The 19277-nt window shown below is 44.8% G+C and carries 19 protein-coding genes; 11 read left to right on the forward strand and 8 right to left on the reverse strand.

Features of this window, described 5'->3' with window-relative positions; translation table 11 throughout:
- Positions 1–263: transposase (locus BUA78_RS05290; RefSeq protein ID WP_420795492.1), on the reverse strand; the 263-nt coding region annotated here is incomplete at its 3' end.
- A gap of 226 nt (positions 264–489) precedes the next feature.
- On the opposite strand from BUA78_RS05290, the gene glgP reads away from it, so the two are divergent.
- The 3 genes from glgP to BUA78_RS05305 all read left to right on the forward strand — a co-directional run bounded on the left by glgP (position 490) and on the right by BUA78_RS05305 (position 5382).
- Positions 490–3033, forward strand: coding sequence for an alpha-glucan family phosphorylase (gene glgP / locus BUA78_RS05295; RefSeq protein WP_072911636.1), 2544 nt, complete (start codon positions 490–492; stop codon positions 3031–3033).
- A gap of 409 nt (positions 3034–3442) precedes the next feature.
- A complete protein-coding gene (locus tag BUA78_RS05300; protein WP_072911638.1) occupies positions 3443–4855 on the forward strand; it encodes a branched-chain amino acid transporter BcaP in 1413 nt (470 codons plus the stop codon).
- A 185-nt stretch (positions 4856–5040) separates the two neighbouring features.
- On the forward strand, positions 5041–5382 hold the full coding sequence (locus BUA78_RS05305; RefSeq protein ID WP_072911641.1) for a hypothetical protein: 342 nt from the start codon (positions 5041–5043) through the stop codon (positions 5380–5382).
- 63 nt (positions 5383–5445) lie between these two features.
- Here BUA78_RS05305 and asd read toward each other — a convergent pair whose 3' ends face one another.
- Complete coding sequence (asd, locus tag BUA78_RS05310; protein ID WP_175548971.1) at positions 5446–6225, reverse strand: archaetidylserine decarboxylase; 780 nt, start codon at positions 6223–6225, stop codon at positions 5446–5448.
- A gap of 143 nt (positions 6226–6368) precedes the next feature.
- Here asd and BUA78_RS05315 point away from each other — a divergent pair, with 143 nt between their 5' ends.
- Positions 6369–6836 (forward strand): MgtC/SapB family protein, encoded by a 468-nt coding sequence (locus BUA78_RS05315; protein ID WP_420795494.1) that lies wholly within the window; start codon positions 6369–6371, stop codon positions 6834–6836.
- A gap of 54 nt (positions 6837–6890) precedes the next feature.
- Here the strand turns inward: BUA78_RS05315 and BUA78_RS05320 are convergent, their stop codons facing one another.
- Positions 6891–7325: a CBS domain-containing protein gene (locus BUA78_RS05320; RefSeq protein WP_072911646.1), complete on the reverse strand. Its 435-nt coding sequence runs from the start codon at positions 7323–7325 to the stop codon at positions 6891–6893.
- Between the two features lie 162 nt (positions 7326–7487).
- Positions 7488–8039, reverse strand: a complete 552-nt coding sequence (locus BUA78_RS05325) for a carbonic anhydrase (protein WP_072911648.1) — start codon at positions 8037–8039, stop codon at positions 7488–7490.
- 260 nt (positions 8040–8299) lie between these two features.
- On the opposite strand from BUA78_RS05325, the gene BUA78_RS05330 reads away from it, so the two are divergent.
- Positions 8300–8743 (forward strand): YaaR family protein, encoded by a 444-nt coding sequence (locus tag BUA78_RS05330; protein WP_072911651.1) that lies wholly within the window; start codon positions 8300–8302, stop codon positions 8741–8743.
- A gap of 161 nt (positions 8744–8904) precedes the next feature.
- Here BUA78_RS05330 and BUA78_RS05335 read toward each other — a convergent pair whose 3' ends face one another.
- From BUA78_RS05335 to BUA78_RS05350, 4 genes are all read right to left on the reverse strand, one after another.
- Positions 8905–9366 carry an RDD family protein gene (locus BUA78_RS05335; protein WP_072911653.1) on the reverse strand — a complete coding sequence of 154 codons (462 nt, stop codon included), beginning with the start codon at positions 9364–9366 and terminating at the stop codon, positions 8905–8907.
- A 346-nt stretch (positions 9367–9712) separates the two neighbouring features.
- Positions 9713–11458 carry an ABC transporter ATP-binding protein gene (locus BUA78_RS05340; protein ID WP_072911656.1) on the reverse strand — a complete coding sequence of 582 codons (1746 nt, stop codon included), beginning with the start codon at positions 11456–11458 and terminating at the stop codon, positions 9713–9715.
- Complete coding sequence (locus BUA78_RS05345) at positions 11455–13173, reverse strand: ABC transporter ATP-binding protein (RefSeq protein WP_072912017.1); 1719 nt, start codon at positions 13171–13173, stop codon at positions 11455–11457. Before BUA78_RS05345 ends, BUA78_RS05340 begins: the two co-directional genes overlap by 4 nt.
- Positions 13174–13382: 209 nt before the next feature.
- Positions 13383–14339 (reverse strand): helix-turn-helix domain-containing protein, encoded by a 957-nt coding sequence (locus BUA78_RS05350; RefSeq protein WP_072911657.1) that lies wholly within the window; start codon positions 14337–14339, stop codon positions 13383–13385.
- Between the two features lie 211 nt (positions 14340–14550).
- On the opposite strand from BUA78_RS05350, the gene BUA78_RS05355 reads away from it, so the two are divergent.
- From BUA78_RS05355 to BUA78_RS05380, 6 genes are all read left to right on the forward strand, one after another.
- Positions 14551–14733, forward strand: coding sequence for a hypothetical protein (locus BUA78_RS05355; protein WP_072911660.1), 183 nt, complete (start codon positions 14551–14553; stop codon positions 14731–14733).
- 184 nt (positions 14734–14917) lie between these two features.
- The gene (locus tag BUA78_RS05360) at positions 14918–15109 is read left to right on the forward strand and encodes a hypothetical protein (protein ID WP_072911662.1); all 192 of its coding nucleotides are present in this window, start codon (positions 14918–14920) and stop codon (positions 15107–15109) included.
- Between the two features lie 124 nt (positions 15110–15233).
- Positions 15234–16097, forward strand: coding sequence for an efflux RND transporter periplasmic adaptor subunit (locus tag BUA78_RS05365; RefSeq protein WP_072911665.1), 864 nt, complete (start codon positions 15234–15236; stop codon positions 16095–16097).
- 24 nt (positions 16098–16121) lie between these two features.
- Positions 16122–16775, forward strand: a complete 654-nt coding sequence (locus BUA78_RS05370; RefSeq protein ID WP_072911667.1) for an HlyD family secretion protein — start codon at positions 16122–16124, stop codon at positions 16773–16775.
- 137 nt (positions 16776–16912) lie between these two features.
- The gene (locus BUA78_RS05375) at positions 16913–18427 is read left to right on the forward strand and encodes a DHA2 family efflux MFS transporter permease subunit (protein WP_238456743.1); all 1515 of its coding nucleotides are present in this window, start codon (positions 16913–16915) and stop codon (positions 18425–18427) included.
- 155 nt (positions 18428–18582) lie between these two features.
- Entirely contained in the window at positions 18583–19251 is a 669-nt protein-coding gene (locus BUA78_RS05380) for a Crp/Fnr family transcriptional regulator (protein WP_238456732.1), read from the forward strand.
- Positions 19252–19277: the final 26 nt, after the last annotated feature.

Consider the following 19277-nt stretch of genomic DNA (forward strand, 5'->3'; position numbering starts at 1 on the left):
TTTCGCAGTAATTCATTTTCCATGGTCAAGCGCTTTATGATTTGCGCCTGCGTTTCCGGCTTCATTTTAGGACGACCTTTCGGCAGCGGAGCTGCATGACGAAGTTCCACCTCTTTGCGCAATCCACACCAGCTTTGAATCGCATATCTGCTGATTCCATAAGTTTTACTCAGAGAATTAATGCTAACTCCTTGTCTATATGCCCTAATCACGGTTTCCTTTGTTTCCTCGCTGTATCGTGGCATCCCTTTTTTTCCTGACACGCTAAAACCTCCAATCGTAGTTTCTATCCTACGACTGGAGGCTTTTTCTTTCAATGTCTATTTTTCCTGGTTCACTACATAGACGCCGTCGGAGGCTGCTTTTTTAACATTGTAAACAAATTATTTTTATACTTATATACCAATATTTACCAAAAAGTGTTAAAATCATAGGCATATTCATACAATGTTACGTGGTGCTGATTTTTAGATTTGAAGGAGGGGCAAGATGTATCCGTACCGTACAGTATCCGTTATTCCTGAATTGCCTGAGCCCATCAACCGGTTAAGTGAACTGGCCAGAAACCTCTGGTTTAGCTGGCATCCCCAGGCCCAACTGCTATATAGCAAGCTAGATTCCTTGCTTTGGGAAGAGGTTAACCATAATCCGATTAAACAATTACTTTATGTGGATGGCGACAAATTGAATCAGGCAGCAGCAGATCCCCAGTATCTTGAAATGTACCACCAAGTGCTGGCTGATCTGGATCACTATATGGGTGGGCAAACCTGGTTTCAGAAAACCTATCCGGATTGCTCTAATCAATTAGTTGCTTATTTTTCAGCTGAATTTGGTGTCCATGAATCCAATCCGGTCTATAGTGGTGGTCTTGGCTTACTGGCCGGAGATCATTGTAAATCAGCCAGCGATTTAGGGATACCCTTTGTGGGTGTTGGTATTCTGTATAAGCAAGGATATTTTTGTCAACGCATTAATAAAGATGGTTGGCAGGAAGCCCATTATAACTTTATGGATTTTAACGAAATGACGGTAACCCCGGCCCACCGGTCAGACGGGGGAGAAGTGATGATTACTGTCCACTTGCCTGGCCGAGATGTATTGGTAAAGGTGTGGGAATTGCAAGTAGGGCGAATTATTATTTATTTTCTGGATACAGATTTAAATCAGAACTGTAAGGAAGATCGCCTGCTTACCTCTAAATTGTATGGAGGAGATCAAGATACCCGTATCAGTCAGGAGATTATTTTAGGTATTGGTGGGACCAAGGCTTTGCGGGAGCTGGGCATTTCCCCCACTGCCTGGCACATTAATGAAGGGCATGCCGCCTTTATTATTTTGGAGCGTGTCAGAGAATTGATCCACCAGGGTGTACCCTTCAGTACAGCCAGGGAGGCGGTAAGGGCCAACACGATTTTCACCACCCATACACCAGTGCCCGCCGGGCATGATGTTTTTAGTGGTGAAATGATTGATCGTTACTTGGGTTATTTATACGAGGAAATAAAAACTGATCGGGAAAGGTTTATGGCACTTGGCTGGGATCAGGAGCGACAGGGCTTTAATATGACTAGGCTGGCCCTTAATCATGCAGCTTTTACCAACGGGGTAAGTAAGCTGCATGGTGAGGTCAGTAAAAAAATGTTTCAACATTTGTATGCGGGTATCCCGCTGGAGGAAACGCCTATTCATTCTGTCACCAATGGGGTTCATACTGAAACCTGGGTGGCTCCGGAGATGAGAACCCTCTTTGAAAAATATATCGGGTCCGATTGGGTAGAAAATATTTCCGATCAAAAAAAGTGGCAGCGGGTTTATCATATCCCGGATGGAGAACTGTGGAAAACGCACCAAATACTAAAGGGACGCATGATTACTTTTGTGCAAAATAACCTTTATCGCCGCATGGAACGTAATTTTCAGCCATTAGAATTAATTCGGGAATGTGCCGGTTATCTCAGTAAAAATGTGCTAACTATTGGTTTTGCCCGGCGCTTTGCCACGTATAAAAGAGCCAACCTGCTTTTACAGGATAAAGAGCGTTTGTCCCGACTTATTAATGATCCGGAAAGACCGGTACAAATTATTTTTGCCGGCAAGGCGCATCCTGCCGATCACCCCGGACAAGAGCTCATCAAAATGATTAATGATGTAAGCAAGGAAGAAGAATTTCGCAGCAGAATAGTCTTTGTGGAGGACTATGATATTAATGTATCCCGCCATTTGCTGCAGGGAGTGGATGTATGGTTAAATACCCCTCGCAGACCGCTGGAGGCCAGTGGCACCAGTGGTCAGAAAGCGGCCGTTAATGGCGTTATTAATTGTAGTGTTTTGGATGGTTGGTGGCCCGAAGCCTATAATGGGGAGAATGGTTTTGCCATTGGTACGGAAAAGGATTACCAAAATGATGAACTGCAGGACAGGGAAGATGCCAGTTCGCTATTTGATTTATTGGAGCAAATTATCATTCCTTATTACTACCGTAGAGTGGAGGGGATCCCCCGGGAATGGGTTCGCCACATGAAGGATTGCTTGGCTACCATACCCTGGAAGTTCAGTACCGAGCGAATGGTCAAAGAGTATACCCAAAGGTTTTATTTAAACGCCGCTTTGCGAGGCAATAAATTTGCTGCCCAGCAATTTCAACTGGCCACCGAGGTTGAGCAATACAAAAAATTCATGACGGAACATTGGCATCAGATTCAGTTTTGTTCCGTTCAGGTGGAACAGCCCAAGATACTCAATGTTGGGTCAGAACTTTCACTACTGGCAGAACTATCCTTGGGCGCTGTTAAACCACAGGATATTATTCTCGAAATTGTGTACGGTAAAGTAAGTGACCACGGTCTGGATCGAAAGATGCTGATGCCGATGGAACTTATTCAGGAGCAAGGTGATGATAAGTACCAGTATGGTGCTAAGATATATTTAATGCGAGGGACGTCTGGCTATACGCTACGTATTCGTCCTAATGATAAAGATTTTGCCACTTCTTTTGAATTACCATTGGTGAAATGGGCAGAAGTCTTTTAAAAGTTACATCGTTATTCGAGGGTCGTGTTGACGGCTCTCTTTTTTTATCGAAAAGTATAACTTTACGACATACATAGGGTACCTTGGTAGACGGGCCGGTTGCACAATCGAACCGATAATGTGCAGCTTTTAGTGTTCCATTAAAGTCGGGCCGTCAGATGTCAGCCAACAACTAAAGGCCAATGGCTAATGGCCAAACGACGAGTGGGCAAAAAAATAGTTTTGCGTATCCCTCAGAGGCAGGCAAACAAGCCGGTTTTTCCGGCAACGAACAAAAATCTTAAAAAAGTGTCCAATATCTGTACAATTTAAGGTACATATTTAAAACAAAAATATTTTGACAGGTTGAAACAGAAACTGTACAATAAAAACACAATAATTAGTCAATTGACTAACAGGGAGGAAAAGTATGAGTTTATTTCGCAAAAAATCACTGGAGGAGTTGTTAAATTCATCTGGCAGACAACAACTTAGCAGAGTCCTCGGTCCTTTGGATTTAACCATGTTAGGGATTGGTGCCGTCATCGGTACCGGTATTTTCGTGCTAACTGGGGTTGCTGCAGCACAGCATGCAGGTCCTGCACTTACTTTATCCTTTGTTATCGCTGGTTTAGCCTGTGTATTTGCAGCCTTATGTTACGCTGAATTTTCTTCCACTGTGCCTGTTGCTGGTAGCGTTTATTCATATAGTTATTTTACCCTGGGTGAAATAGTAGCATGGTTAATTGGTTGGGATTTGGTGTTAGAGTATGGCTTGGCGGTCTCGGCTGTGGCTGTGGGCTGGTCCGGGTATTTCCAAAACTTAATAGGCGGTTTTGGTATACATCTGCCGGTGGCTTTAACTGGGGCACCTGGTAGTGCGCCTGGTGCTGTGTTTAACTTACCATCTTTTTTAATTATTTTAGGTATTACCTGGTTGTTATCCAAAGGTATTCGTGAGAGTGCCCGAGTTAATAATATTATGGTTTTGATAAAAGTAGCTGTTGTTTTAGTGTTTATCGCTGTGGGTGTATGGTATGTTAAGCCCGCCAACTGGTCTCCCTTCATGCCCTTTGGTTTTAATGGCGTCATGACCGGTGCCGCTACCATTTTCTTTGCATATCTAGGTTTTGATGCAGTTTCTACCGCTGCGGAAGAAGTAAAGAATCCTAAAAGAGACTTACCCATCGGCATTATTGGTTCTCTAACCATCTGTACCATTCTCTACATCGCTGTTTCGGCTATCTTAACCGGTATTGTTCCTTACGCCCAATTAGATGTAGCTGCACCGGTGGCCTTTGCCATGAACTATATTGGTCAGAACTGGTTTGCTGGCTTGATTTCTCTGGGCGCCATTTGCGGTATAACCACGGTTCTGCTGGTTATGGCCTACGGCCAAATTCGGTTGTTCTTTGCCATGAGTCGTGATGGCCTAATTCCTTCTTTGTTCTCTAAGGTACACCCCAAATATAAGACCCCCTACACCAGCACCTGGTTAACTGGACTTGGTTGTGCCACTGTTTCAGCCTTGGTTCCTCTGGGTACCTTGGCTCACTTGGTTAACATTGGAACCCTTAGTGCCTTTGTCCTGGTTTCCGTAGCAGTCTTGGTGCTGCGTAAAACCCACCCTCATATACAGCGATCCTTTACTTGCCCAGGCGTACCATTGATCCCTATTCTGGCGATCCTCTTCTGTGGCTATCTGATGATCAGCCTGCCAGCGATAACCTGGAAAATGTTCTGTGTTTGGATGGTACTGGGTATAGTGGTTTATCTGCTGTATGGAAAAGGCCATAGTAAGCTGGCCACCAAAGGTCAGTCCGATATAAGCGCAAACTTATAAAATACCTAAGAAGGAAGGCCTGGCGCCTTCCTTCTTAGGTTATTTCGGTTTGCTTCTGTCGTGTTTATGCCATATAATGATTTTGGTTAAAAATTTAAGGTAGTCAGAAAGAGGAAACTGTAATAAAATAAGTAACGTGCAGCAACCAGCTGTGCTAAGTTCGTAGTAGTTAAAGGAGATATGGTATGGAAAAGTTGTTTGGAAAACTCAAAGAATATTTAAACATGGAAACGGAAATTCCCTACGAAGAATTTGAGTCCTACTACCAAGATGTGATTACCTTTCTCAATGCAGAATATCAAGAGCTGAATAAGGAAGATACCCTTCACGGTCGTTTTATCCTCTCCATCCTTATGTCTAACAGTGAAGAGCGTGGTAAAAACTACAAGAACCTGGCGAAAAAATATAAGAAGATCTATAGCAAATGCCATCTTTGGGCCGAGGCTCTCACTTTAAGACTTTTAAAAATGGGTATGACCAAGGACGAAATTATTCAGGCAGAGAAAGACCTGCACGATGCTGTTTAATGAAAAGCCAATAGTTTCATAGAGAATAACGAACGGGAGCAGCGTAAGCTTACTCCCGTTTTATTATTCTAGAAAACTACCAATTTTTTGTCCCATCTTAATTTGTTGGTTTACCGTTAAAAATTTAGAGGGCTTAAACAGATCTTTCTGAAAGATTAAAATTACCGTAGACCCAAACTCAAACCGACCAATTTCCCTGCCCTTAGGAATTTTCTCGCCTACATGATAGGAAGAAATGATCTTGCCGACACCCAAAGCACCCACTTTAATTAAAGCAAATTTAGCACCACCCTTGGTTTCAAAGATGGTACAGGTACGGCGGTTTTTAGCAAACAAGTCTTTAACGGTACTGACACCCAGTTTATTCACAGGGAAGACTTGGCCAGGTACATACTGATGATGAATGACTTGGGCTGGAAAAGGCATGTGAATGCGATGGTAGTTTCTGGGGCTCAAATAAATATTCATATAATAGCAGTCCTGCAAACTATCCACATTGGGGAAGGCTAGCAGTTCTGCTAGAGAGTAGAAGTTCTTTTTAGCTAGAATGATTTTTTTCCCCTGGGCAAAGCCTAAATCAGCAATAGTTCCGTCCACCGGACTAACAATTATATTCCGTCCGTTGGCAATAGGGCGGAGGCCAGGATCGATATCCCGTACGAAGAAATCGGTAAGACTTTTATAGGCACTGGGGTGGCGAATTTCCTTGCGATCGATTTTATACAGCCGAATGTATGGCTTGATGAACATCCTGCTTAATCTGCTTCTGCAGGCTACGTTAAATGCTTTGCCTAAAGTTTTTCTGGAGATGGTATATACAGCCACTTTTTTAAATAATCTCACTGTGTCATCCTTCTTCATAAAAAATTCTTAAGATAAATTTATCGAAATTATTATATCACCTTTTGCAGGGGAATACCCTACATATCTGCCATAAATATACTTTGACAGACCGGATAGATATGCCTATAATATTGTTTCCGGGGGTGATTTATTTGTTGTATTTTGATGTTGAAATTTATTTGCGTATTATAGCATCAATGGTAGCAGGTCTGTTAATTGGTTTTGAAAGAACCATTTATAATAAACCGGCGGGTATCCGGACCTTTTCTCTGGTTTGTCTGGGATCAACTCTCATTACTCTAGTTTCCATCTATGGTTCTGCGAAACTAGGCTATACAGGAGTGTCAGATCCACATCGCATAACAGCTCAAATTGTGAGTGGTATTGGCTTTTTGGGTGCCGGTGTTATTTGGAGCAGTAAAAACGGTGGCATGAAACACGGGGTTACTACTGCAGCGGAGCTGTGGGTGACCTCAGCTGTTGGCATGGCTCTGGGTGTTGGTATGTACGATTTGGCCTTGTTAGTTGTGGTTTGTATCTTTGTCAGCATATTTTTTGGTCGCAGTTTGGATGATTATATGGCGAAGAGAGACGAAAAGTTAAAGCAATAGATATGCGTAGAAACTCCCCTGGAAACAGGGGGGTTTCTACATAAAAGGCTCTCTTTATTGGGTAGGTGAGGAGGGAACAGAGATACTAGACAGGGCTTCGCCAGCTTCATTTTGGTAAATGTTTTGGGTTGCTAAGTCACCCAGTGCTACAATTCCGGCCAATTGGCCGTTCTCTACCACCGGTAACCGGCGAATTTGGCTCTCAGCCATCAAATTGGCCGCCTCATGAACATCCATTTCCGGGGTACCCGTAACGACACCTGAGGTCATAACAGTGCCAACCGTAGTGTTCTGAGGGGACTGACCTTGGGAGACAGTTCTGAGAGCGATATCCCTGTCTGTGACAATGCCGACACAATTACCATTCTCAACTACGGGAATAGAGCCTACATTTTGTTGGCTCATCAGCGCGGCTGCTTCTTGCACGCTTTGCTCCGTGGTAACGGTGGTTACATTTTGGGTCATGATCTCCTTAAGCTGTTGGCTCATTCGCATTACCTCCTCAATTTTAAAATTGAGAGCCCTTTTTAGAGTGCCTGTTTAGGGGGTTCTTCATTCTAAAAACGAACTGTTAAAAAGTTAAAGGCAGAGTAAAAAAACCCTGCCTTTAAGAACTAACTAATTATTATTTTAGCAAAAATGAAGCTTCTCTTACTCTTCTTTCAGTAAATAGAGGCGATTGTCTTCCAATTGATACATCATGGGTGCCACGAGAACGTTGGGGTAGCGTAGGCGGATTCTTTTGGCCTCAGTCAAGACAAAGTCTTCTTCATTACAAATTTCATACATAGGGGCAAAGTGATTAAAGTGATCTTCTGCTGCCTTCCGGTCCCAACCGATATCGACTAATCCATCGATAAACTTTTCTTCCTTGGCTTTCAAATTGGCCATACCACAGTTGTTGTGGCCAATTAAAGCAATGGCCCTAACACCGCCCACAGCAATGGCGTAGGAGACTTTAAATTCAGAGGTACGAAGGTTACCAGCTCCGGTTCTCAGTACATAGGCAAATTTTTCGGGAATATTAAGGCGCTTACGGTTGTCCATACACATACCAATTAATATTTCTGCATGTCCATATTTTTTGTCACTGTCAAAAAAGTGCTTGTTGAAGTTGTGATATTCAATTAAATCACCAATGGGGGTATCTAAGTATTGGGGGAAGATATCTTCTCTTGTGTTAATTTTAACAATCTGGGCCATTTGTCACCCCTCCTTCCTAAATCTTATTTAATAATTTAGCAGAAAAAAATTATATTGTCTATAATTTAGTTGTCACTACAAAAAAGTTTGTCTTCAGAATTTGTTCAAACCCTTCAAATATAGTCCTAATAGTCTGAACATCTCATATAGACTTGTTGAAGTAAGAATTACAGTATCTTTCTTTTCTAATCTCCCTCAGAGAGGAAATCCGCGTAAGGTAACGAATACAATGATAGTAGCTTGGAAAGTGGGGGCTTTATGTGAAAATAACAGCAATGTCTGGGAATAAACAAAATCATGGTACTGTCAAACTACCGACCAGCCATGCCGAAGGGGTTAAACAGGCTCAATCCTTTTCAGGAATACTGGAAAGTACAGAAAAAAATCATACCCAGAGAGAACTACTGGAAATGGTCGATAAAATTAAAGCTGCAGGAGCAAACTTAAAATTAGCGGCTACCGAAGATAACATACGACAATACAAGGATGTTATCAAAGATTATTTAACCTTTGTGCTAAAAAACTATCATAAATTAAAACATGAACGAAGCGTTAATTACAGTACAATTTATACCAGAGTAGAAATCATTAGCAAGGAAGTAGAAGAATTAACCAATAAATTGCTAAACGAAGAAAAGAATAATATTGATGTGGTGGCTGAGGTTGATAAAATCACTGGGCTGATTATTGATGTATTTAGTTAAAAGGCGTCTAGGCTTAGGGGTAAATATTTTAGGTATCAATTAAAAGGGGCTTGATTTGGTTGTCTTAAGACAACCAAATCAAGCCCCTTTTATTCTGCGAACCAATCTCAGGACCCAATAAGCTTTCCCGGAAGCCTGGAGAATCTCCCTAAGTAGATTACTTACCCATTAGACTCGTTAGGATTTTCCGTTACATTGACAACAGTAGCTTTAACAACGTGGGTATGGGCGATAAAATCATGCAGTCCCCTACCATACATCAGAATCAAAACCATTGTCGTGAGCATCCAAAATAACCAGGTTGTTTGGATAATTGAATTAGATAATAGATAAACCGGGTAAATAGTAAAAAATAATTCCCGCACCAGATAATGGCCGGCGTTTAACGGAGCTTCTTTGTTGGATTGTATCCTAATCTTCATAATTCTTTTACCTACGGTTTGGCCATCCCATAAAACATTTAACACCACAATGGCTACAAGCAAAATACCGCCGCCTATAACCTCAACCTTTTGACTACTTTGCCCGCCAAACCATAAAAAAACAGGCAGGGTAATGACGACTTTGTCAATAATCCTGGCAATGAGTCGCTCAAAGGGGCTGGCATAATTTACAGTTGTCATTGCGTTACCTCCGTTTGTTTTACATTCAAACCCCGTAGTGAATAATGTACTTGTTTTCAGTAAGTGCCTTTTGCAAATAAATATTTATAGATGTTTATATTTTACTACTGTAGAACAAGGATTTCAATAAAAGGGCTTTAGTAACCACGGCCGTTTCATAAATTTGCCGGCTTGCCATACCCACACGATAAAATCTTTGACAGCCCTCCTAAAAAACCCGTAGACCAATGCGCTAGGTGATACCCGCCAGAACCAGGGCCATGCCAATATAGTAAAGAACGATGCGTACCGTTCACTGGGTATTATTGGTTTCGCTTGCCTGGGTAAATTTGGTAAACAATTTATTTTAGATACTTTTCGTCTTCAGCTTCCAGCCAATTGCCCTTTGACGGACATTGATGAAGTCTGCGTAAATGCCCCTTTGCCGGGTCAGTTCAGCATGGGTACCTCGTTGTACGATTCTGCCGCCCTCCAGTACCAGGATCTGATCGGCATTCTGCACGGTTTTCAGCCGGTGGGCAATCATGACCAGGGTCTTATTCCGGGTCAGTTCTTCCAGGGCGGCTTGCAACTGTTGCTCATTTTCGGGATCTACGTTGGCCGTGGCCTCGTCCAGAATGATAATCGGCGCGTCCTTTAGCAAGGCCCTGGCGATGGAAAGCCGTTGTTTTTCGCCGCCCGATAGGGTCGCACCGCCCTCTCCGATTACAGTATTGTAGCCCTGGGGAAGCCGGGCGATGAAATCGTGGCAGCAGGCCTTTTTCGCCGCCACTATTACCTCATCCATTGTCGCCTCTGACTTACCGAATTTGATGTTGTTCGCGATGGTATCGTTGAACAGATAGACATTCTGAAATACCATACTGAAGTTTTTCAGCAGGCTGTCCAGGGTGTACTCTCGCACGTCCACACCGCCCAGGGTAATTCTTCCGCTGTCCACGTCCCAAAATCTGGCCATTAGATGACATAGTGTAGTCTTGCCGCTGCCAGAGGGACCCACAATCGCCGTGGTCGTCCCCTGAGGAAGGATAAAGCTCACGTCGTCGATGACCCTTTGTCGGTCATAGAAGAAGCTCACCTGTTCGCCCCGGAGGTCGAAGGTTGGGGGGACAATGTCTTTTCCCGCCGCGTCCATCACTGGGGTAGCGAAGATTTCGTCGATCTTATCCATGGATAAATCTATAAGCCGTAGCAATGCCGAAAAGCCGCCTGCAGCATCCAACTGCGCGTAGATGATAAAGGAGGCCACCATCATTAACAGGCAGTTAATCAGTTCCAGGCTGCCGTAAAAATGAAGGGCGATGGCGACCAGGACCATTAGCACGCCGAACAGTTTGAGCACAAAGCTCTGCAAGCTGAGATAAGGGACAAAGTTTTTTTCCAGGCGATAAATGATGTCCTCACTGGCCCGAATGGCCTGATCCACCGTCTGGTTTGCCGTCTTGTCCAGATTGTAAGACCGGACCACGCCGATGCCCTGCACATACTCCAGCACCGCATCAACCAGCTTGCTGTCCGCGGCGGTTTTGATGGGCGTGAGCTGTTGGGATTTCCTTTGCATCAAGCCGTTGATACCGAAGAAAACGAGAAGGCCGGCCATCATCAACAGCCCCATCCGCCAATCGTAAAGCAAAACAGCCAATGTGATGACCACTGTGGTTAGTACGCCCTGCAGAGTGATCATGATCACCCGCGTCGCCACATCCTGGAGGTTTTCGCAGGTGTTCGTGGTGACAGAGGTGATATAGCCCAGGCTGTTGTTGTTGAAATACCCCATCGGCATGTATTTCAGACGCTCGCCGATTTCCACCCGCTTACCTGCCGTCAGAGTATAGCCGCCGATGGTCTGCCTTATGGTCATGCTTTGCCTGGTCAGGGTACAACCGATAATGCTGATTAGCATAATGCCTAAGGAGGTCCAGACGGTTCCCGGTGTCACCTGATCTTCTATGATCGCCGTAAGTACCACGGCAATTGCCGGAATGCGTATGGCCTCAAAAATAGCGTGAAACAGCGAGATAACGATGGCGGAGTAGAACTTGCCCCGCTGCTCGCCGGAAAAACGGAAGAATTTCCGCAGAATCTGGATCATGCCAAAGCCTCCTTTATCCTGTCCTTAGTCGAGATATGGGCTGACCACATCTTTTGATACAGCGGGCAGAGGGCCAGCAATTCCTCGTGCTTCCCCTCGGCAGTGATGGCTCCGTTTTCGATCACTACAATCTTATCCGAATCCGTAATGGTGGACAGCCGATGGGCGATGACGATCAGTGTTTTGCCTGCTACCAGTTTGGCAACCGCCGCCTGAATAACCGCTTCGTTCTCCGGGTCAGTATAGGCTGTAGCTTCGTCTAAAATCACAATAGGAGCGTTTTTCAGCATGGCACGGGCGATGGCAATCCGCTGGCGCTCGCCGCCAGACAGGTGACCGCCCCCGCCGCCGCAGGGTGTTTCATACCCCCGAGGTAGTTGCATAATAAATTCATGGCAGCCGCTCTCACGGGCGGCGCGTTCCACTTCTTGATCGGAAGCCCCGGGCTTGCCCAGGCGGATATTGTTACGGATTGTTTCATCAAAAAGAAAGTTGTCCTGGGCGACATAAGAGATGTTGGCGTTGATCTGCGACAGTGGTATTTGCTTGACATCCACACCGCCGATGGAAATGGAGCCTACCGGGACATCCCATAGCGAAGCGATTAGCTTGGCAAGAGTGGATTTGCCGCTGCCAGAAGGTCCCACCAAGGCGGTGACACTGTTGGCCTCAATACGTAGGCTGACATCACGCAGTACCTGCTGCTGCTCATAGGCGAAGGATACTTTGTGCAGCGCAATGTCAAAGCCCGCTAGGTGTGCTGCCGTCTCTGGGCGCTCCATATCCGGCAGACTCAAAATCTCCGCGATGTCCCCGATCACCGTACTGATTTTTCCCAAATCATCGGAATAGGACATGGTTGTGATCAGTGGCCCGATGATGCCAAGGGACAGAATGATAGCCAGGATGAAGGTATCAGCGGGAAGATTGCCATTCATATACAGCAGACAACCGATGGGAAGTACTCCAACCAGCACAGCCGGAAAAACCGACATGGCGGCAGAAAAATACCATAGGTTGGAGCGCATCCAGTCAATGGCGGAATCTGCTGCTTCTCTGGCTGCGGTGGTGAATTTTTCATAGGAGGCCGCCGATTGGTTGAAGGCTTTGATCACCTCAATGCCGCTGATGTATTCCACCGCCGTGGCGTTTAAGTGCTTGTTCTTGGCGACATAGTTTTTAAACTGTGCCTCGTAGGTGGACATCATAGCCATATAGCAGACAAGGCCGAGGGGAATGGTGATGAGTGAGGCCAGTGCCATACGTGGGTCCACCGCCAGCAGGTAGATGATAACACTAACTGAAACAAGGATATTGGCGCTCATTTCCGGTACAATATGCGCCAGCGTAGGTTCGATGCTGTCCACCTTTTCCACGATGATATTCTTGAGGGCACCCGACGGCGTATTCAGCACATAGCCCATGGGTAGCCGCGTCAGCTTTGCCGTTAGTCTCAGGCGCACCTCGGAGATTACCGCAAAGGTCGCCTTGTGGGACAAATTGGTGGATATGCCGTGAAAGATATAGCGCAACAGCCACAGGACTGTTATCACCAAACCATACAGGAGGTAAAAGGATAATTCCTTGCCGCCTCGGATCAGTTGGACGATCATCTGTCCTACGAAATAATAGGGTGCGAGACTGAGGGCGACACCGATGACCGCACATAGGACGGAAGCGATATAGCCGGACTTGTGCGGTGCGGCAAACTCCATTAGCCAGGAAATGGTGCTTTTTGCTTCGTTTTGCAAGTGAGATACCTCCTTCGGGATTTTAACTCTAGCGAACCATTAAAAAATAGAAGCCCGCTGCAGTACCTGATCACCTAAAAAATAGGGATAGGGCAACAACTGCAACTGACTTCTATTGTAAGGAAACTGGGGTAAACCGGACACTCCATCCTAACCGATTTGGCTCCATTTGATTAGCGTGATTTTCGATAGGCCGAGGGAGTCACCTGCAGCACCGACTTAAAGGCACTGGCAAATTTGCTGATATTATCATAACCCACCCGGCCGGCAATCACTGTAACGCTGTCTTGGGTTTGCATCAGCATAGCAGCTGCTACCTGCATGCGGTAGGTTCGGATATAGGCATAGATGGATACTCCGTAAACCGCCTTAAAGCAGACATTCATTGCCGTTAGGGAGATATCAAATCGCCGGGACAGTTCCCGCAGGGTAAAATGCTGCTCTAGATGCTGCGTGACCAGTTCCTTGATCGCCTTGACCTTATTGACCTGGCTCCTGGCAAAATAAGGCCGTTTCTCTGCCTGCTCCGCTGTGTCAACGGCGCTGAGAAACAGCAGTAGTTCCAGCACTTTCAATTTAAAAAAGCCGTATTTTACCGCATCGGGAATGGTATACAGCTCCGAGAAAATATGCTCAATGGAATCCTTGGCCCGGACAATAAAACAGCGACCGCCGCCGCATAGTTTATCGCGCAAAGCGTACAGGTCAATGGAAATATCCTGCAGCACAGTAGAAATCATGCTGGCCGCCTGTTCCAGATCAATGATAATGGAAACACCATGATAGTGCTCCAGCGGAAAAACCGCGTGAGCCACCCGGTTGTTGACTGCCGTATTGACCGCCAGATCGCCCTCACTCAGATAGGTATACAACCCGTTCAGAAACTCGCACTCAAACCGCCCTTCCCGGCAATGGTTGATCTCTAAAGTGTTTTGATCCCAGATCAGGTTTTCCGGGCAGGTATCCATATGCAAATCATTGTAATTTAACCAAATTCCGGGGAAAACCTGATAGCTGGTAATGCGGCCGGTTCCACTGGCATTTTTCAGTTCGTAAATAGTACAGCCTGCCGGCTGCTCGCTTATTTTTACAGCAGTAGGGTAGCGAGCTTTTCCTTGATTTGATTGCATACAATCACCTGCTTGTTGATAATGATAATCAATTGCATTATAATTAAGAAACAGTATTTTGTAAAGTTAAAAAGAGGCTTGCTTCCCAAGTGAGCCAAGGGTTATTACTATCTGGTTCTTTACTCATTTTTAATATAATGTTTTCCATTTCGTTATGTTGTTGTAACAATTAGCAAATAGAATAAGAAAAAGAAAGTTTGGAGGGATTGAGATGAGTAAAGGTTTAGGGAGTATCTTATTAATGACGATAGGAAAAATAAATTCCTTTGGTAAATTTAAAGCCTGTGAGCATTGCCCTTACTGGTCCCTGGAGTGCAACGGCAAAACTAAACACTGCGAGTCCCGTTCCCACGCCGAAGGTGTGGTATGGCACCTGGGAAATTATATAAAATAATCACTTGTAAAGCTCCCGACGGAAGTCAGGGGCATTTTATTTCACTTTCAGAAAGTATAGAAAAACCAAGGCTTCCGGCGGCGTCTAAAGACTTGGCGTAAGCCAAGTTTTTCTAATCTGGGAGTTATGATACAATAAGGTAACTTCTGGTGCTGTAAAAAGGTATCCTCCGTGAGGTGAAACCATGCCGTTATCTTGCCAAGAGCTAAAGGATGCTATGTTTCAGACCCGATTGGAAATATTTGAACTTATGTACCAATTGCAAATAACGGCAGAACAGCAGGAGAAAAGCGTGATAAAAAGTCGTATCAAAACACTACAAAGGTTGCATTACTGGCAATTCAGGCAATTGAAAAGGCTGGAAGAACAGGGGTGACTTCTTTCGAGGGGTTACTCCTTTTTACGTATATTTTAACAAATAATTGTTATGACAAGGAAGGAAGACTTAATTGTGTGGCGAATAATCTATCAGTTAGACAGAATGAACGGAGGATAAGGAAATGGTTAGAACAAGAAGATCATTCATTGGTACATTATTGCTGGCTATGCTGTTGCTAGCTGGCTGCAATCAAGGTGCACCAAACGACTCGGGCGGTAGTAATCCCGGGACTAAACCAGCCCAGGCGGAAACTTCTCAAAAACAAAATCAAGCGGCAGCAGTTATTAGCGGTAAAATTGAAGCAGTGCAAACGGCTAACCTGGTAAGCAAAATAGCAGGCAAGGTCTCGGCAGTGCATGTGGATCTGGGTACTGCCGTTAAAGCAGGACAGGTGTTAATCAGTCTGGATGCCGGGGATAAGGAAGCGGATATAGAAGTGTCATCTGCCCAGGTAAACAGTGCCCAGGTTGAATACAATTTGGCCCAAGCCAACTACCAGCGCGGTAAAGAATTACTGGCTTCCCAGGCTATTTCTCAAGCGGATTATGAGAAAACCTATGAAGGACCCTTCCAGCGAGCGGAGGCAGGACTACAATCCGCTCAAGCTACTTTAAGGAAACAGCAAATTACTTATAATGATATGTTTATGAAAGCGCCCTTTGCCGGTGTGATTACTGCCCGGAATATTAATCCCGGAGAAATGGCGGGGACCCAAAATACCGTGTTAACCCTGGTCAATTTAGATCAAGTTGTTATTAAAGGTATGGTTAACGAAAACTCGATCAATCAGTTGCAAAACGGTCAGGAGGTAAAAGTAAGGGTGCCAGCTGTAGCGGCTAAAGAATTTACCGGTGTTATTACTAACATTGGTCTTTCAGCTGACCCGCAGACGAAAGGGTTTCCCGTTAAGGTGAAAGTGGATAACCCAGACCATACTTTAAAGCCAGGCATGTTTGCAGAGGTTGTCATTGATCAAAAAAATTAGAATCAGTTTACACGGAGGATTATGATGAAGAAGAAACGCATTTATCTTGTATTATTGGCGATGGTGGTTACCTTGGCCGGGGTCTCCTACTACTATTGGTATCAGAACGCACATTATGTCTCTACGGAAGATGCCCGGATAGATGGCAATGTTGTCAAGGTTAGCCCGCAGGTGTCGGGACAGATTATTGAACTGCCCATTGAAGAGAATCAGGATGTAGACGCAGGAGAATACATGGGTCGTCTGTCTGATGTTACGTTATCTTCCGGTGCTAATTTGGATTTAACAGTCATCAAGGCACCCATTAGCGGTACTGTCATTAAAAAAATCGCCCATATCGGGGAAGTGGCTTCCCCTGGGGTAGCCGTGGCAATGATAGCAGATCTAAAGGATCTCTATGTCACTGCTAATATTGAAGAAAGTGATCTCAACAAGTTAAAAGTAGGACAAACTGTTCACTATACCATTGATACTTTCCCCGGAGAAAAATTTCAAGGAAAAATTCTCTCGGTGGGCAATGCAGCTAACTCGGTATTTTCTCTATTACCACAACAGAGTACCAGCAATTCCTTTACGAAAGTAACCCAGCGGATACCCGTAAAGATTAGTATTGAGGACTATCATAATAAGAGGCTGCTCCCGGGCATGAATGCTATTGTAAAAATTAATATTAAATAGGGGGTGATGAGTTGAGCGAACACCACAACTCCACCCCTAGCCCCGGTGATACCCCCCCGGGGCCGCCTACCGGAACTCCTCCGACAGGGCAGTCCATTCCCTGGGGGCCTTTGTTAATTCTGGTTATTGGTGCTTTTATGGCCATTTTGGATAGCAGCATTGTGAACGTGGCGTTGCCCCGCTTTATGACGCTGTTTGGTTCCTCGGCGGAAGACATACAATGGATTTTAACGGGCTATATGCTAACCTCCGGTGTGGTGGTACCCATTACCGGCTATCTAGGGGATCGTTTTGGCAACAAACGGATGTATATTTGGTCTGTTGCGGCTTTTACCCTGGGTTCACTTCTCTGTGGCCTTGCCTGGAGTACCAACTCCTTAACTATTTTCCGTGTCATTCAGGCCATCGGCGGGGGCATGATTATTCCCATCAGTATGTCGATGATTTATCGCATTATTCCCCGGGATAAGATCGGCATGGCCTTGGGTATCTGGGGTATTGCCGCCATTATGGCTCCAGCTATCGGTCCTACCCTGGGCGGTTACCTGGTGGATAAGTTTAGTTGGCACTGGATTTTTACCATTAATATTCCCATCGGTATTGCTGCTATTATGCTTTCCCTGACTTATTTAGAAGAAACCCCGGTACAGAAAGACTTAAAGCCGGACTTATTAGGTATTCTCTTAAGCTCCGTGTGCTGCTTTGCCCTGCTGTTGGCCTTAAGTGAAGGGCAGGACAAGGGCTGGACCTCTCAATATATCGTTACACTTTTTATTATCTCTGGTTTTACATTACTGTTGTTTGTCATGTGGGAGTTGCAGACACCAAATCCTCTCATCGATTTACGTCTGCTGCGGAATACGGTTTTCGCCGCCAGTTTGTTGGCCACCTGTATTTCGACCGTTGGTCTATTCTCCGCCATATTTTTAATACCCATTTATGCACAGAACTTGCTGGGTTACACCCCTATGGAAACCGGGTTAATGATGATGCCAATGGCCTTGGTAACCGGATTTATGATGCCCATCAGTGGGAAGCTCTTTGATAAGTTCGGAGCCTTTTGGTTAGGTATGGTGGGGATGTCCATTGTGGTGGTACTGACCTATTATCTGCATACCCTCAGTTTAGATACCAGCTACCGTCATTTACAAGTAATTTTATCCATTCGGGCCTTGGGCTTAGGCTTAGCGAATATGCCCTTAACCACCGCCGGTATGAATACCATCCCTCGTTTTTTAGTAGGCCGTGCCTCAGCCCTGAACAACACCGTAAGGCAAATTGCTGCCTCCATGGGGATTGCTTATTTAACCTATGTTATGATGCAAAGACAGACCTACCATACGGCTATCTTTAGCGAGAAGATTAGCGTAGATTCCCCGGCGACGCAGATGGCTTTGGCCGGTATGAAGGGAGTATTAGTTACTAGTGGAATTAGTGGTGCAGGTTCAGAACAGGGAAGTTTGAGTATCATATCCGGTCTGGTGGCTCGCCAATCCTTTATGAATGCCCTCAACGATACCTTTGTGGTAAGTGCCTATATTGTCGCCTTGGTATTACCATTAATGTTTTTATTAAGCAAGAAACGGGTGGAACAAGAGCGAAAACGCCAAGAAGCCAAACAACTGCCCCCGTCCCCCTTGATTGGACAGTAGAAAAATCTGTAATCCCCCTAATCGGGGGTTGTTTTTTTATCATAGCAATTTTTTACACGGTTCTTACAATGGCTAAGAGAGGTGTATTAGTTGCCGTTGTAGTAGGAAACAATTTAATAGTAAACACAGGATACAGAGATACTATACTATGTGGGGTGAGATCTATTAAAGAGCTAGCACATTTAAAAAGTGTGGATTTGTTTAGCGGGGTTCAACTAGAAGCGTTAAACAAATACCAAGATTATTTCCAAGAGTTTGTATTTGATCGCAAAGAAACGATACTTTCCCCAGGGAAGTTTGACCGTTCAATATTGCTTGTAGTGGAAGGAAAAATCCGCATCTATCTAGCGTATCCCCAAGGTAAAGAATTTACCCTAACTATTTTACATCCTGGTGACGTCTATAGTGGTCACACCAGAGCCTTTGGTCAAGCCCTGGACAAGGTAAGATTAATTACCATTCCCATAGAAATTTTCAAAGAGATCCTAAGCAGTATGCCAAATTTGGTTTTTAACCTGGTGGCAGTCCTGGGGGATGCGCTGAAAGGTTCTATGGATGTAATAGAAGGCCTGGTTTTTGAAGAAGCCGGTATGCGATTTACCTCCCTACTGGCAGAATGGTCGCGAAACTCGGGTGTACGTACGGATGACGGCATTGTCATTGATTTGAACCTTACCAGGGAAGAAATAGCCAGTATGATTGGGACCAGCCGCCAAACCCTGGCCACAATCATCAAGGAACTTACCAGTAAAAAGCTGATCCAACTGGCTTCGAAAAAAATAATTATTAAAGACATCAGCATTGTTTCAAATTATTATAAATAAATTGAAAATTCAAACCAAAACGTAAA

The organism is Desulforamulus aeronauticus DSM 10349, assembly GCF_900142375.1.
Classification (GTDB): domain Bacteria; phylum Bacillota; class Desulfotomaculia; order Desulfotomaculales; family Desulfotomaculaceae; genus Desulfotomaculum; species Desulfotomaculum aeronauticum.

Coding starts and splice junctions, on each gene's coding strand:
- BUA78_RS05340 (WP_072911656.1), bottom strand. CDS start 11,458: ATGATCCAGATTCTGCGGAAATTCTTCCGTTTTTCCGGCGAGCAGCGG.
- BUA78_RS05370 (WP_072911667.1), top strand. CDS start 16,122: ATGAAGAAGAAACGCATTTATCTTGTATTATTGGCGATGGTGGTTACC.
- BUA78_RS05365 (WP_072911665.1), top strand. CDS start 15,234: ATGGTTAGAACAAGAAGATCATTCATTGGTACATTATTGCTGGCTATG.
- BUA78_RS05375 (WP_238456743.1), top strand. CDS start 16,913: ATGGCCATTTTGGATAGCAGCATTGTGAACGTGGCGTTGCCCCGCTTT.
- BUA78_RS05345 (WP_072912017.1), bottom strand. CDS start 13,173: ATGGAGTTTGCCGCACCGCACAAGTCCGGCTATATCGCTTCCGTCCTA.
- BUA78_RS05320 (WP_072911646.1), bottom strand. CDS start 7,325: ATGAGCCAACAGCTTAAGGAGATCATGACCCAAAATGTAACCACCGTT.
- BUA78_RS05335 (WP_072911653.1), bottom strand. CDS start 9,366: ATGACAACTGTAAATTATGCCAGCCCCTTTGAGCGACTCATTGCCAGG.
- BUA78_RS05300 (WP_072911638.1), top strand. CDS start 3,443: ATGAGTTTATTTCGCAAAAAATCACTGGAGGAGTTGTTAAATTCATCT.
- glgP (WP_072911636.1), top strand. CDS start 490: ATGTATCCGTACCGTACAGTATCCGTTATTCCTGAATTGCCTGAGCCC.
- BUA78_RS05350 (WP_072911657.1), bottom strand. CDS start 14,339: ATGCAATCAAATCAAGGAAAAGCTCGCTACCCTACTGCTGTAAAAATA.
- BUA78_RS05305 (WP_072911641.1), top strand. CDS start 5,041: ATGGAAAAGTTGTTTGGAAAACTCAAAGAATATTTAAACATGGAAACG.
- BUA78_RS05325 (WP_072911648.1), bottom strand. CDS start 8,039: ATGGCCCAGATTGTTAAAATTAACACAAGAGAAGATATCTTCCCCCAA.
- BUA78_RS05360 (WP_072911662.1), top strand. CDS start 14,918: ATGCCGTTATCTTGCCAAGAGCTAAAGGATGCTATGTTTCAGACCCGA.
- BUA78_RS05355 (WP_072911660.1), top strand. CDS start 14,551: ATGAGTAAAGGTTTAGGGAGTATCTTATTAATGACGATAGGAAAAATA.